The 14,343-nt window shown below is 30.9% G+C and carries 13 protein-coding genes; 7 read left to right on the forward strand and 6 right to left on the reverse strand.

Going from position 1 to position 14,343, the window contains the following annotated elements; all coding sequences use genetic code 11:
• Positions 1–67: 67 nt before the first annotated feature.
• Positions 68–1,666 (forward strand): hypothetical protein, encoded by a 1,599-nt coding sequence (locus B3J26_RS07535; RefSeq protein WP_257467997.1) that lies wholly within the window; start codon positions 68–70, stop codon positions 1,664–1,666.
• 75 nt (positions 1,667–1,741) lie between these two features.
• Here B3J26_RS07535 and B3J26_RS07540 read toward each other — a convergent pair whose 3' ends face one another.
• Positions 1,742–1,930 (reverse strand): hypothetical protein, encoded by a 189-nt coding sequence (locus B3J26_RS07540; RefSeq protein ID WP_291074018.1) that lies wholly within the window; start codon positions 1,928–1,930, stop codon positions 1,742–1,744.
• Between the two features lie 76 nt (positions 1,931–2,006).
• Positions 2,007–2,168, reverse strand: a complete 162-nt coding sequence (locus B3J26_RS07545) for a hypothetical protein (RefSeq protein ID WP_291074020.1) — start codon at positions 2,166–2,168, stop codon at positions 2,007–2,009.
• A gap of 489 nt (positions 2,169–2,657) precedes the next feature.
• On the opposite strand from B3J26_RS07545, the gene B3J26_RS07550 reads away from it, so the two are divergent.
• Positions 2,658–3,851 carry an aminopeptidase C gene (locus B3J26_RS07550; RefSeq protein WP_291074022.1) on the forward strand — a complete coding sequence of 398 codons (1,194 nt, stop codon included), beginning with the start codon at positions 2,658–2,660 and terminating at the stop codon, positions 3,849–3,851.
• 49 nt (positions 3,852–3,900) lie between these two features.
• Here B3J26_RS07550 and B3J26_RS07555 read toward each other — a convergent pair whose 3' ends face one another.
• Positions 3,901–4,293: a protease inhibitor I42 family protein gene (locus B3J26_RS07555; protein ID WP_291074023.1), complete on the reverse strand. Its 393-nt coding sequence runs from the start codon at positions 4,291–4,293 to the stop codon at positions 3,901–3,903.
• A gap of 107 nt (positions 4,294–4,400) precedes the next feature.
• Here B3J26_RS07555 and B3J26_RS07560 point away from each other — a divergent pair, with 107 nt between their 5' ends.
• From B3J26_RS07560 to B3J26_RS07570, 3 genes are all read left to right on the forward strand, one after another.
• On the forward strand, positions 4,401–5,969 hold the full coding sequence (locus B3J26_RS07560; protein WP_125349603.1) for an NAD(P)/FAD-dependent oxidoreductase: 1,569 nt from the start codon (positions 4,401–4,403) through the stop codon (positions 5,967–5,969).
• Between the two features lie 70 nt (positions 5,970–6,039).
• Complete coding sequence (gene crcB, locus B3J26_RS07565) at positions 6,040–6,420, forward strand: fluoride efflux transporter CrcB (RefSeq protein ID WP_291074024.1); 381 nt, start codon at positions 6,040–6,042, stop codon at positions 6,418–6,420.
• A gap of 71 nt (positions 6,421–6,491) precedes the next feature.
• A complete protein-coding gene (locus tag B3J26_RS07570; protein WP_291074026.1) occupies positions 6,492–9,404 on the forward strand; it encodes a M16 family metallopeptidase in 2,913 nt (970 codons plus the stop codon).
• A gap of 90 nt (positions 9,405–9,494) precedes the next feature.
• On the opposite strand, the gene B3J26_RS07575 is transcribed toward B3J26_RS07570, so the two are convergent.
• From B3J26_RS07575 to B3J26_RS07585, 3 genes are all read right to left on the reverse strand, one after another.
• Positions 9,495–10,694 (reverse strand): helix-hairpin-helix domain-containing protein, encoded by a 1,200-nt coding sequence (locus B3J26_RS07575; protein WP_291074028.1) that lies wholly within the window; start codon positions 10,692–10,694, stop codon positions 9,495–9,497.
• Positions 10,695–10,827: 133 nt separating this feature from the next.
• Entirely contained in the window at positions 10,828–11,049 is a 222-nt protein-coding gene (locus B3J26_RS07580; RefSeq protein WP_125349608.1) for a PspC family transcriptional regulator, read from the reverse strand.
• Positions 11,050–12,321, reverse strand: a complete 1,272-nt coding sequence (locus tag B3J26_RS07585; protein ID WP_125349609.1) for a DUF2851 family protein — start codon at positions 12,319–12,321, stop codon at positions 11,050–11,052.
• 105 nt (positions 12,322–12,426) lie between these two features.
• Here B3J26_RS07585 and B3J26_RS07590 point away from each other — a divergent pair, with 105 nt between their 5' ends.
• Positions 12,427–13,056 carry a TetR/AcrR family transcriptional regulator gene (locus tag B3J26_RS07590; RefSeq protein WP_219033728.1) on the forward strand — a complete coding sequence of 210 codons (630 nt, stop codon included), beginning with the start codon at positions 12,427–12,429 and terminating at the stop codon, positions 13,054–13,056.
• Positions 13,046–14,341, forward strand: a complete 1,296-nt coding sequence (locus B3J26_RS07595) for a TolC family protein (protein ID WP_052217631.1) — start codon at positions 13,046–13,048, stop codon at positions 14,339–14,341. The genes B3J26_RS07590 and B3J26_RS07595 overlap by 11 nt, the downstream gene beginning before the upstream one ends.
• The last annotated feature ends 2 nt before the right edge of the window (positions 14,342–14,343 follow it).

Genomic DNA, 14,343 nt, shown 5'->3' on the forward strand with positions numbered 1-14,343 from the left:
TACTTAACATCTATTTTACACGTTATTATAAGCAACAATGCGATTTTTAGGCTACATATTCTTCTTTTTGATCCAAACTATTTTACTTTTTGGACAAGAAAAAACATATCATTTTTTACGATATAATGATGATACAAAATCGTATACAAAAGATTTCGAAAGCAAAAATCTTGATTCATCTTTAGATTCGCTTCAAAAAACAGGTTATTATACTTTGACGATTGATTCGATAAAAAATGAAAAAGTTTATCTAAATAAAGGAAAATTGTACCAAACAATTTGGGTGAAAAACAATGAATTGTTCGAAAATAAAAATAATTATTTCCCAACAAATAATTTAGATTCTATTCTAAATAAAATAGCAACAACCAACACTAATCAAGGTTATCCGTTTGCGCAAATAAAACTTGTTCCAAATGGTTTTGAACAAAATGAACAGAAAATTGAATTGGTTTTAGACAAAGGAAATCTGCGAACAATAGATGGTGTAAAATTGGTTGGTTACGAAAAATTATCCAAAGGTTATTTGCGTCATGGACTCAATATAAAAACTGGCGAAGTATACAATGAACAGAAGTTGGCAACAATTTCGACATTAATGCAACAAACCAATTATATTGCAGAAGCGCAATTACCACAAACTTTATTTAAGCCTGATTCTACGATTTTATATTTGTATCCTCGCAAAGTAAATTCAAATTATTTTGATGGTGTTTTAGGTTTTGGAACAGATGATAACGGCGATTTTAGATTGAACGGAAATGTACAACTTTCGTTGAACAACGTGTTCAATAGTTTGGAAGAAATCAGGTTAAATTGGATTGGAACAGCAAATAAAAATACGTCGTTGAATATTGGTGTTAAAGTACCTTATTTGTTCAAATCTGCGATTGGTTCGGAAACGAATTTCAAGCTTTTCAAACAAGATTCTGTTTTTGTGAATTTAGATTTTTCGGAGCGATTATTTTATCAACTCAACCTCAACTCGAATATTGGTGTAAGCGGAATTATACAATCGTCTAACTTTTTGTTGGAAGATGATTCCTATCTAAAATCGAGCTACGACGATTATTCGAAAATTGGTTTTGGTTTGAGTTATCACTATTTCCTGAAACATCCTTTTCGTTTGATGGAAGGAAAATCTATGTTGAATGTTGTGGTAAATTCGATTCGTAAAAAGGAAAAGAATTTTTCGTGGACAGAAGATTTGGAAAATAAAACCGTCAATCAAATTGAAGTTGGTCTAAAAACATTTCGTTTATTCGAATTGTCCAAAAAACATTTCTTAAAAGCTGGTGCAGAATTTAGAGGTTTGCTCACGAAAGACGATGATTTCTCCGAAAACGAATTGTACAGAATTGGTGGTTTTGGTAGTTTTAGAGGTTTTAACGAAGAAAGTATTACAACAAATATGTACGGATTTTTGAGTGCAGATTATCGTTTTGTTCCAAGCGAAGCATTCTATATTGGACTTTTCGCCGATTATGGTTTTATAGATAACAAACGCGCAAATCTGAATACGTCTTTGTTAAGTTTAGGAACTGGAATTTCTTTTTTAACTAAAATGGGAATTTTCAATTTGAGTTATGCAGTTGGTAAAACAGACGAAACTTCATTCGATTTTAAAGAATCTAAAATCCACTTTGGGATATTAAGCCAGTTTTAAAAAAAATATTGTCAAGGTTAGTTTTATTTAGCTCTAAATATACATTTCATCAAACCTATATTAAGCATTTCTGTTTTAAACATATTTTAATACAAAATCTTTTCCGTTTTCGTACTCAGTAGGATTTACATAAGAAATGATTCCAATTTCTGAATTTAAAATACACTTGAGTTTATTAAAATATTTTTTCTCAATTTCTTTATCCCCATCAAATGTTAAACTCATTATAAGCTTATCATCATCAGTAATTATTGCACCTACCATAATGCGATTTGGATTATTATGAACTTGACTCCAATAAAAAGTTTGATCAATCTTTTTTTTTTGATAAAGTAACTAATCATTTCTTCTTCTGAGTTAAAGTATTATCTAAATTAGAAATAGGTAAAGCATAATCTAAATTAAGTTTCTCATATTCTGATATGAAATTATTTAAAACTAAATCTATCATCTTTTTACATTTTTGTCCTGCATATATTTGAAAAATAATATCTTTTATCATTTTTCGGAATTATTTTTTAACTTTAAATAGTTGCAGTTAAGATTATTTCTTACAAGGTAAACTATAACTTTGTTTCGTTAGTTCGTTAAATTATCCACTAATATAATTATTTGTAAGCTTACATTAATCTAAAACATGTGCGTTTGTAATGTCTGTAAAGTTAAATTTATCTAAATCATATCTGTTTGTAATCTCCTTCAAAAAGATTTTATTACAAACAAGGTTGTTTATAATAAATGTAAGGCTACGTTTATCTCAATCATATCTGTTTGTAATGTTTGCCAAGAAAATTTGATTACAAACTACCTTGTTTTACCTTTCCCGAGGAATCAGTTGATTACAAACAAGTCTGTTTTAGCTTAACAAATGTATTTTGTAAATGATTACTAAGAAGTTTTATTAAAAAAACTTTAAATTTTTATAGGTTTATTGTTAACATTTTCGTGAAATTAGCTACTTATAAAATACTCACACAAAATAAATTTAAAAATGCGTAAAATTTTTTATCCAGTTTTAGCTTCAGCTTTATTTTTAGCTTCAGCTCAATTGGTTTCTGCACAAGACAATTTAGTTAATTCTTTGAACAAAAATGTTAGTGAAAATAGTAAAGAAGCTTTCAAATTTACTGACGTTATCAATTTAGCTAAAACTCCAGTAGAAAACCAAGGTTCATCAGGAACTTGTTGGTCATATTCAGGAAATTCTTTCTTCGAATCAGAAATGTTAAGAATGGGAAAACAACCTATTCAATTGTCTCCAATTTTCAATGCGAGAAATACATATGTTGAGAAAGGAAAACAATATGTTCGCATGCACGGTGCAACAACTTTAGGTGATGGAGGTTCTTTCTATGATGTTTTGAATACAATCAAAAAATACGGAGCAGTTCCAGAATCTGTTTACACAGGTTTAAATTACGGAACAAAAACAAATCAATTTGGTGAAATGGCTGCAATTCAAGAAGGAGTTTTGAAAGCGGTTGTTGCAAATCCAAATGGTAAATTAACACCAAACTGGGAGAAAGCCTATACAGCTGTTTTGGATAGCTATTTAGGAGAATATCCAAAAGAGTTTACATACAACGGAAAAAAATACACACCACGTACATTTGCTGATCAAGTAGTAGGAATTAATCCAAACGATTATGTTGCGATTACATCTTTCAAAGATCACGCTTATTACAAACCGTTTGTATTAGCGATTCCAGATAACTGGGCGTACGAATCTTTCTACAATGTTCCGATGACAGAGATGACTGATAACATTGATTATGCTTTGAAAAACGGATTTACAGTTGCTTGGGCAACAGACGTTTCTGAAAAAGGATTTAGCTGGAAAAATGGTGTAGCGTATGTACCAGAAGTTGATTTTGCAGATATGAATGCGCAACAAAAAGCAGATATGTTCAAAGGTCCAAAACCAGAAAAAGTAATTACAGAAGATATGCGTCAGGCTGCTTTTGATGATTACCAAACGACTGATGATCACGGAATGCACATTGTTGGTATTGCGAAAGATCAAAACGGAAAAGATTACTACATCGTGAAAAACTCTTGGGGTTTAACTAACGATTACGAAGGATATCTTTATGTAACAAAAGCTTTTGTTCAGTACAAAACAACAAATATTTTAGTTCATAAAAACGGTGTTCAAAAACAAACGTTGAAAAAATTAGGAATCTAATTTGTAAGATAATAAACTAAAAAAATCCACTCAATGAGTGGATTTTTTTTTATTTCACAATAAATGTAATTTGTTTTGTATTAGCTGGAGCAGCTTCCTCCCAGCCTCTTTTGTAATCAAACTGAATTGTACATTCGCCTTTGCTTCCCGCTTTCACAGTGTATACATTTTTACTCGGCGCACCTACCACTCCTTCTTTTTGATTTTTCACATTTGACTTATCAACAATTTTCACACTACAATCTTCTGGTTCAGAAGTAAACCAGTCATAACCAGTGGAAGGATTAGCAGTAACTTCTAATTTTACCTGATCACCTTCATTTAGTTTAATCGTTTTTACATTTTCGATTGTATCCAAATTGATCGTTTGTTCTTTACTTGCATTTTTTGCACACGCTGTCAACAAAGTTGCACTTCCAATTAATAATAAAGTTTTTTTCATTTTATGATGGATGATTTTATTTATTTTTTTTGATAAAAACAGTTATAAAGCTATTCAACTAAGCGCTTTTTCAACTAATTTTGTACTTTATTTTTTAGTCAATAATTATGCCTCAAAATGTAACGATACGAATTTCTCCTACAGAAGCTGCAAACGAGAAAATTTTGAAACAACGTTTAGCATCTGCTGTTAAAACAAAACCAGAGAATATCAATGCTTACCAAATTATTCGTCGCTCTTTAGATGCACGAAGCCGAAATATTATTTCCCAATTACAAGTCAATGTTTTTGTAAATGAAGAATTCTCTGATGCTTTCGAGTTTCATCCAAATCTTCAAAATGTAGAAAACAAACACGAAGTTTATATTGCTGGTGCTGGTCCTGCTGGATTATTTGCTGCGTTAGAATTAATAGAACAAGGTCTAAAACCAATTATCATCGAGCGTGGTAAAAATGTTCGTGATCGTCGTCGTGATTTAGCAGCAATGAATAAAGAAGGAAAAGTAAATCCTGAATCAAACTATTGTTATGGCGAAGGTGGCGCTGGAACTTATTCGGACGGAAAATTATATACGCGTTCTACAAAACGTGGAAACATTCTGAAATCATTGCAATGGTTTGTCCATTTCGGTGCAACAGAGCGTATTTTACAAGAAGCGCATCCACATATCGGAACAAATAAGTTACCTGGGATTATCGCCAACATGCGCGAAGCAATTATCGAATGTGGTGGTGAAGTTTGGTTTGATACAAAACTAACGGATATTATCATCGAGAATAATCAAATCAAAGGAATTGAAATTAATCATGATAAAAAAATTAAAACTTCTTCTTTGATCTTAGCAACGGGACATTCGGCTCGTGATATTTTCAGAATGTTAGATGAAAAGAAAGTTTTAATCGAAGCAAAACCTTTTGCATTAGGCGTTCGTGTAGAACATCACCAAAGTTTGATTGATTCTGCTCAATATCATTGTCCAATCGGAACAGAACGCAACGAATTTCTTCCGCCAGCCTCGTATTCATTAGTTTCTCAAGAAGCAGGTCGCGGCGTTTTCTCTTTTTGTATGTGTCCCGGTGGAATTATCGCGCCCGCATCTACAGACGAAGGAGAATTGGTAGTAAATGGTTGGTCACCTTCTAAACGTGACGGATTCTTTGCAAACTCGGGAATGGTTGTAACAGTTGATGAAAAAGATTTTGCTAAATATGGTTTTACTGGACCTTTGGGTGGAATGAAGTTTCAACAAATGGTCGAGCAAAAAGCGTGGCAAGTTGGTGAAGGTAAATTAAAAGCTCCCGCACAACGAATGACTGATTTTGTTTCAGGGAAATTATCCAATTCATTAAACGATTGTTCTTATTTACCAGGTTTAACATCAGGTTTATTGAGCGAAGTTTTACCAAAAGAAGTTCATCAATCTTTGAAATTAGGTTTCCAAACATTTGGTAAAAAAATGAATGGTTACTATACCGAAAATGCAAATATTGTGGCAACAGAATCAAGAACTTCTTCGCCTGTTCGTATTCCGAGAAATGAAGAAACCTTAGAACATACGCAAGTTGCTGGTTTATTTCCTTGCGCTGAAGGAGCTGGTTACGCTGGTGGAATTATTTCTGCCGCAATGGACGGAGCAAAAGTTGCAATTGCTGTGAAGAATTTTATCGGAAAATAGTTTTATATTTAATACTCAAAATAAAATACAGATGTCAAGCTGAACTTGTTTTAGCTTCACATCTTTAGGAATGATGAATCTCTTAAAATCTATACTATTTGTCGGTTTAGGTGGCGCTTTTGGTAGTGTTGCAAGATTTTTAATTTCGTACGGAATCGGAAAATATTATTCACAACCTTTTCCATTTGCTACGTTTTTGACAAATATTATCGGTTGTTTTTTGATTGGCACTTTATATGGATATTCAATCAAAAATGGTTTAGGAAATACCTATTTCAATTTTTTACTGATAACTGGATTTTGTGGAGGTTTCACGACATTTTCAAGTTTTTCGTATGAAAATTTCAACTTAATTCAACAACAAAATTACATCACACCAATTATTTATATTTTTTTGAGTGTACTCATTGGTTTACTCTTTACAATGATTGGTTTTAGATTAACAAAATAACTCTATATCGAAAATAGTTTTCTCTTATTCGTTTTAATGTATTACTTTTAAGCAACTTAAAAAATTAATACATGAGGAAATCTATTTTGATCTGCGGAATCATTTTTGGTTCTGTATTTACTCACGCACAATTAAAAACAGTGAAAAAAACTGACAATAAAGGATATACCTACGAAATGGTAGAAAATGATCCTTCGAATACAAGAATTTATACGCTAAAAAATGGTTTGAAAATCTATTTGGCTCAAATAAAAGACGAACCAAGAATCCAAACTCATATAGCTGTAAAAACAGGTTCTAACAACGATCCAGAAGACAATACTGGTTTGGCTCACTACTTAGAGCATATGGTTTTTAAAGGAACTTCTAAAATTGGAACACAAAATTGGGCTGTTGAAAAACCTTTGATCCAACAAATTTCAGATTTATACGAACAGCACAAAGCAGAAAAAGATCCTGCAAAAAAAGTAGAAATCTATAAAAAAATTGATCAAGTTTCGCAAGAAGCATCCAAATATGCTGTGGCAAACGAATACGATAAATTAATTTCATCTTTGGGAGCATCAGGAACTAATGCACATACATCTTTAGAAGAAACAATTTATCATAATAATATTCCGAATAATGAATTAGAGAAATGGTTAACAGTAGAATCTGAGCGCTTTAGTGAATTAACTTTACGTCTTTTTCATACTGAATTAGAAGCCGTTTACGAAGAATTTAATCGTTCACAAGACAATGATGGACGTTTAGTTTTTTATAAAATGATGGAAACATTGTTTCCAAAATCGCATTACGGAACACAAACAACTATTGGAACTTCAGAACATTTAAAAAATCCATCAATGGTTGCAATTCATAATTATTTCGATAAATATTATGTAGCGAGCAATATGGCTGTGATGTTGATTGGTGATTTCGATTTTGATACGGCTGTTCCAATGATTGACAAATATTTTGGAAATTATGCTACAAAAGCAGCTCCTGCACAATATGTTGCAAAAGAAGAGCCGATTAAAACAATTGTAACAAGCGAAGTTTTTAGTCCATCTTCGGAACGTGTTCAGTTTGCTTACCGTTTTAACGGAGCAAAAAGTTCTGATGCAAAATATGTAACATTAATTGATTATATTTTAAGTAATTCTACAGCTGGATTAATCGACTTAAATATCAATCAACAGCAAAAAACATTAGGAGCAGGAAGCTCTTCTTCTTTCTTTAGAGATTATGGTATGCATTCTTTTTCTGGATCTCCAAAACAGGGACAAAGTTTAGAAGAAGTACGTGATTTATTAATTGCTCAGATTGAAAAAATCAAAAAAGGGGAATTTGATGATTGGATGATAGAAGCAGTTGTAAATGATTTAAGAAAATCTCGTATGAAAAGCTGGGAAAATACTCGTTCTTTAGCAGCAAGTTTGTACAAATCATATATCAATGATGTTCCTTGGGCAGAAGTTGTCGATCAATACGATGATATGGGTCGTGTAACAAAGCAAGAACTAATGGACTTTGCAAAGAATAATTATACGAATAATTATGTAATTGTTTACAAACGTCAAGGTGAAAACAAGGATTTGGTACGTGTTTCGAATCCTGGAATTACGCCAATTCAATTGAATCGTGATGCTGAATCTACTTGGTACAAAGATTTCATGAAGATTAAATCAAGTGAGATTAAACCAGTTTTTGTTGACTTCAAAAAAGAATTGAACGAAAGTAAAATCAAGAATGCAAAATTCACTTCGATTCAGAACAAGACAAACGATATTAGCTCTGTTTACTATATCGCGGATATGGGATCAGACAATAACAAAAAGCTTGGTTTAGCGATTAATTACTTAAATTATTTAGGAACGTCCAAATATTCGCCAGAAAACTTGAAAAAAGAGTTTTATAAAATTGGTGTTGATTATGGAGTTAATCCTGGTACAGAAAGAACTTCTGTTTATATCACAGGTTTACAAAAGAACTTAACAAGCGGAATCAAATTATTTGAACATCTTTTAAGTGATGCCGTTGCAAATAATGAATCTTACCAAGAATATGTGAAAACAATCTTGAAATCAAGAGAAAATTCAAAAAAGAACAAAAACGTGATTTCTTCTTTGTTGAACACTTATGCGCAATATGGACCAAATAATCGCTCGAGAGATATTATTTCTGAAGCTGATTTGAAAGCTATTGATCCAAAAGAATTAACGCAAATCATCAAAGATTTCTTTAATTACAAGCACCAGATTTTCTATTACGGAAATAATGAAGCGGAAACGAAAAAAGCAATTGAACAAAATCATAATTTCGGGAAAAATTTAGATTATCCTAAGAAAAAAGAATATCCACAACCAGCTACAGATGGCAAAGTATATTTTGCTCCTTACGATATGGTACAAGCGGAAATTAATTTCTTTGCTCGTGATACTAAATATGATCCAACTTTGTTGACATCTACAGGAATTTTCAATGAGTATTTTGGTGGAGGTTTGTCATCTATCGTTTTCCAAGAAATTCGCGAGTCTAAATCATTGGCTTATTCTGCTGGTTCTTATTACATTAATGCAAATAAAAAAGATAATTACAATTATGTAAGAGCTGTAATTGGAACACAAGCAAACAAATTGCCACAAGCTGTTGACGCAATGAAAGAATTAATGAATAATATGCCAAAAGCAGAAAATCAATTCAATAATTCTAAGCAAGCAGCACTTAAGCAAATCGCTACAAGTCGTTATACAAAAGCAAATGTGTTCTTTTATTGGTTATCATTACAAGATAAAGGTCTAAATTATGATATCAATAAAGATATTTACGATCAAACATCTAAATTAACATTAGATCAATTGGATCAATTTTTCCAAAAACATATCAAAGGTCAAAACTTCAATGTTGGTTTAATTGGTAAGAAAGAAAACTTAGATTGGCCTTCTGTAGAGAAATTAGGACAAGTAAAAGAATTGACTTTAGAAGATTTATTCAATTATTAATCGGCTAAAATCATATCAATCAATAAACGCGTTTAGGAAATCCTATAACGCGTTTATCTTTTTAAAAACTAACCTATGAATGAATAATAATCATTCAAACACCAAATAGGGCTCAATTTCTTTAAACTTTTCTTCACTTATCCCGTAACATCTTTTCAACGTTTTTGCATCTTTAAAACTACCTCCCAACGAACGTTTAAAATTAAGAATCGTATTCGCTTGTTTCTCTGTAAAACCACGTTTCATCCAATCCTCATGACTCAAATTATTTGGATTAAACTTCTCTTTAACTTCAATTTTCTCAACTACTTTTTCCTCTATTTTTGGTTGCTCAACTTTTGGTTGCTCAGCTTTATAAATTACATTTTCAGGCAAATCAATATAAGATTCCATTTCTGCATATTTTTCGTCCGAAATCATATAACATTTTTTCAATTGTTCTTTCGATTTAAATTGTCCACCCAAAATATTTTTATATTTCAGAATTGAAGTCGCTTGTTTAGACGAAAAACCTATTTTTTGCCAATCATTTTCAGAAAAATTATTTGGATTAAATTTTACATATTCAATCTTTTTACCACTTTGTTTTTTCTCATTTTTTTCATCTTCCTTCGATTTTTCTGGTAACAAAATGTACGTTTTCATCTCCGCATATTTCACATCATCAATCACAAAACATTTCCTCAATTGCTCTTTCGACGTAAACTTTCCTCCAACAATCTGTTTATATTTCATGATTATTTCTGCCTGTTTTGGCGAAAAACCAAGTTTTTCCCAGCCTTGTTGTGGCAAATCATTTGGATTGAAATTTTTGTAAACTATTTTAGTTTTTGGTGATGAATAATCTATAAAACTCGATTTAGATTGTTCTGGTAAAAGAACAAAAGGAGCTAATTCATTATACTTTCCTTCATCGATAACATAACATTTCTTAAGCTGTTCTTTCGATGTAAATTCTCCGCCAACAATTCCTTTATATTTCAAAATGACTTCAGCTTGACGTTCCGAAAACCCTAAATTCATCCAATCTTCTAAAGATAATTCGTTTGGGTTAAAGGGTTTGATTGAATCTTTTACTTGTTTATTTGAAGTAGAATTAAATGTATAATTTTTCGGAGTTTTTTGATAATTTGCTAGCAAAGCTTTATCTGCTTCTGATAATTGATATGTTTCTTTTTCAACTGAAATATGTTGAAAAATCTCAAATAACAAAATCAAAACAAATAATAAATACAAGCCAAATCTTTGCGATTTATTCAGGTAAAAAGTAGATTTTTTTAAATATTTCATCTTGGTTGGAAAAGAAGTGAAAATAATATCCTTATCAAACACTCACGATATCGAAAACGACATAACCATCAAATATTTAACAAATTAAGAAATCTAAAATTAATAAAAGGTTTTAAGTATTTGTAAATATTTTTTACAAATCAAAAACCGATTTTCGTTTGATAACAAAACAATCTTTTACCCAAAAAAAGAATAACATAATAAAATAACCAATAAAGGTTAAACCGAAAGTTGCAAAGGTTAAATAAATGAAAATCAAACGTAATTTTGCAACGCGAATTCCCAATTTGTCTGCAAATCGCGAAATCACATTAAACCATTCTGTTTCGGTAAAATTCCTAATTTGATCTTTCATTTAACGTAAAATTTGTTGTCCGATAGCGCAATTTAAACATTTTTTTTCGGAGCAATATCTTTTTTTAAGTTGAATTAATTGTTGAGAATCTTTTGCGGTTTTATTTTCAAAACCAATTCGTTCAAATTCATCTAAAATCGAGTTATTTTCCGCTTCCATTTCATTTAATAAATCCAAATAAAAATCAATTTCTACCTCATCTTTTTGTCGCTCAAAAGCATAACGAATCGGAATAATAGAATTGATGAGCAAATTATTTATTTTATCTTTTGAAAGATTTTTGAGTTGAAATTTTGATTCGTTCTTAAATGTATAATGCGTTTCCCAAAAAGAATTTAATTCCAAATTTTCGAAGATTTTATAAAATTCTTTCAAATTTTTTGGCTGAATAATTTCAGAAAACAAACTTTGATAATTCACATAAATCGATGCTAATTGCGCCAAACGAATCGTCGGAAAACCAATTGGTCGCATTTTCGAAAATCGGAACAAACTATTTTCAATTGATTCTAATTGATATTTATTTTTCAGGAATTGATATTCGTTTTTTAATTGCTTAGAATAATCATTCTCATAGTTTTCTTCTAAAAAACTGGCTTGTCCAAAAAACAAGGCTTCAACTTTTTGGGCATTAAATTGTATTTTTTGCAAAACTTTGAACGGAAAAGAATTTGCCCAAATCTCAAAAGTTTCTACATTAACTTTTAATCCAAAATTCTTTGCCAAACTTTTGAACAATGTTTCTTCCCAATTGGAATTATTGTGTTCTAAAATTTGTACAATATCGTTTGTTTTTTCTTCGAAACGTTCGATTAAAATTCGTTCAAACCAAAAAGAAAATTGCTTCAAATCAATTGAATCTAAAAATTCTTCACAATAAATTTTATCCAACTTAGAATTAATAATATTTTGATAATTAAAAACAATTTCCGGTTTTACAAAATCTTGTAAAATCAAAGTTTGTACATTACGTTGACGCAAAATATCAACTTCACAATCGTGATTCCATACAACATGCAAAATCACATTTTGATACGATAAATCATTTGAATGTTGATGAAAATTCCAATCCGAAGAATTGACATGCATTTCGACACTTCCAATCCACAATTTATCGCCAATGATGATTTCTGCTTCCAAAAAATCTGGCCCAGCATGATGGTTTAACTTTCCAACTTTCACAATTTCAATGAAATCTCCATGAAAAGTTTGTAAGCTTTGATGTGAAAATTGATTCAATTTCCAAATATGATGTAGAAAAATTTCTTTCATAGACAAAAGTTAATCAATGAATTATAAAAAATCATTAAAATAAATACTTATTTTTTTTAAATTAATTAAACGTTTGTTTAACTTTGCACGTTCAATTTTTATAAGATGAAATTAAGTGAGAAGCAAATAGAAATTTTGGGCGCGGCTGAACGAGTTTTTGGAAGACGAGGAATTGATGCTGCAAGTGTTCGAGAAATTGCAAAAGAAGCAAACATTAACATTGCGATGATTAGCTATTATTTTGGATCAAAAGATAAATTGGTCGAGAATTTATTTAGTTGGCGTATCACAACTTTCAATGAATCATTGGCCTCGATTTCTCAAAATTCGACACTTTCTCCATTTGAAAAGTTACAGTCAATCCTAAAAGCTTATTTGAATAGAATTTTAGATAAACCTGAATTTCATGGAATTATGGCAAGAGAATATTCGAAAAGAGATTCAATTTTAGAAATTGATTGTAAAGTCAATGAGTTAAAAACGAAAAATTTAGAATATATCACTAACATTATTAGTGAAGGATATTCTGAAGGCGTTTTTAAACGAAAAGCTCCTGCCGAAGCTGTTGTAATGGTAGTTATTGGCGGAACATCTTATTTGATTTTGAACGAAAAAACATATATGAAACAATGGGGATTATCTTCTCATGAAGAGTTTACAGAACATATTCACGAAGAATATTACCCTTATTTAATAGATTCTTTAAAAGCAATTTTACTATACGATGAAAAATAAAATTTTCTTACCGATTTGTTTAGTTGTTGCTACTTTCGCTCATGCGCAGGAAACCAACGTTTCTTTGCAGGAAGTTATTCAACAAAGTTTGCAGAACAACAAATCTGTGAAAGTTGCCGAAGCTGCTAAAAATACAAGTGAGTATAAAGTACAAAGCGCGAAAAACAATCGTTTACCAGACATTTCGTTGAGTGGACAATATATGCATTTGTTTACGACAACAAATGTAGACATCAAACTTCCGATGCAATCTTCTGGTGGAGGAATGGGAGTTGAACCGAACCAATTATTATTAGGACAAGCAAGTGCTTCTGTTCCTGTTTTTGCTGGATTTAAAATTAAAAATGCAATCAAAAGCAATGAATTAATGGTTGATTTATCAAACTTACAAATCGAAGCAACAAAAGAAAATGTGGTTTGGCAAGCTATTAATTTATATTTTGGATTGTACAAAACGCAACGTTCTATCGATGTGTTGAATGAAAACTTAGTGAGAGCAAATCAACGTGTGAAAGATTTTCAAAACTTTTTGGATAACGGAATCATCGCGAGAAATGATTTGTTGAGAGCAAAATTGCAAGCATCGAATGTGCAAGTTGCAATTGATGAAGCCGAAACGCAATACAAAAACATCAATTACCGATTGAATTTATTGACTGGACAAGACGAAAGTAAAATCGTTCATGTTGATAATGTAGAAACCTTGAAAACCATCAATCAAAATTCTCAAGATTACGTCAATCGTACAGATATTAAATCATATGATGTAAAAAATCAGATTGCTGATAGTCAAATCAAAATTGCGAAAGCAGCTTATTACCCTCAATTAGCGGTTTCAGCTGGATATATTGCGATGGATATTGATAAAGTTGCTTCGGTTACAAATGCAACAAATGTTGGTGTCGGATTGAAATATGATTTATCTTCTTTGTATAAAAATAAAGCAGAAGTTGAAATTGCAAAAGCTCAGAAATTAGAAAATGAGATGCAAAAAGAAACGACAATTGATAAAGCTAAAGTTGAAATGAACGAAGCTTTTCAAAAGTATGATTTAGCAAAAAAGAAAAATAATGTTTACAAAGAAGCTGTAGAACAAGCGAACGAAAACTACAGAATTGTAAAAGATAAAAATGACAACGGATTGGCTGATACAGACGATTTATTAGAAGCGGATGTACAACAATTGCAAGCAAAAATCAATCAAGTTGTCGGAGATGCTGACGAACAATTAGCGATCTACGAATATTACTATACTACAGGAATTTTATTAGAAAACGTACAATAACA

It is taken from the genome of Empedobacter sp. UBA5987, assembly GCF_002429865.1.
GTDB classification, from domain to species: Bacteria; Bacteroidota; Bacteroidia; order Flavobacteriales; family Weeksellaceae; genus Empedobacter; species Empedobacter falsenii_B.

What these genes read in the sequence shown, in the direction of transcription:
- B3J26_RS07540 (WP_291074018.1), bottom strand. Translation starts at nt 1,930, where the DNA reads ATGGTAGGTGCAATAATTACTGATGATGATAAGCTTATAATGAGTTTA.
- B3J26_RS07545 (WP_291074020.1), bottom strand. Translation starts at nt 2,168, where the DNA reads ATGATAAAAGATATTATTTTTCAAATATATGCAGGACAAAAATGTAAA.
- B3J26_RS07550 (WP_291074022.1), top strand. Translation starts at nt 2,658, where the DNA reads ATGCGTAAAATTTTTTATCCAGTTTTAGCTTCAGCTTTATTTTTAGCT.
- B3J26_RS07555 (WP_291074023.1), bottom strand. Translation starts at nt 4,293, where the DNA reads ATGAAAAAAACTTTATTATTAATTGGAAGTGCAACTTTGTTGACAGCG.
- B3J26_RS07560 (WP_125349603.1), top strand. Translation starts at nt 4,401, where the DNA reads ATGCCTCAAAATGTAACGATACGAATTTCTCCTACAGAAGCTGCAAAC.
- crcB (WP_291074024.1), top strand. Translation starts at nt 6,040, where the DNA reads ATGATGAATCTCTTAAAATCTATACTATTTGTCGGTTTAGGTGGCGCT.
- B3J26_RS07570 (WP_291074026.1), top strand. Translation starts at nt 6,492, where the DNA reads ATGAGGAAATCTATTTTGATCTGCGGAATCATTTTTGGTTCTGTATTT.
- B3J26_RS07575 (WP_291074028.1), bottom strand. Translation starts at nt 10,694, where the DNA reads ATGAAATATTTAAAAAAATCTACTTTTTACCTGAATAAATCGCAAAGA.
- B3J26_RS07580 (WP_125349608.1), bottom strand. Translation starts at nt 11,049, where the DNA reads ATGAAAGATCAAATTAGGAATTTTACCGAAACAGAATGGTTTAATGTG.
- B3J26_RS07585 (WP_125349609.1), bottom strand. Translation starts at nt 12,321, where the DNA reads ATGAAAGAAATTTTTCTACATCATATTTGGAAATTGAATCAATTTTCA.
- B3J26_RS07590 (WP_219033728.1), top strand. Translation starts at nt 12,427, where the DNA reads ATGAAATTAAGTGAGAAGCAAATAGAAATTTTGGGCGCGGCTGAACGA.
- B3J26_RS07595 (WP_052217631.1), top strand. Translation starts at nt 13,046, where the DNA reads ATGAAAAATAAAATTTTCTTACCGATTTGTTTAGTTGTTGCTACTTTC.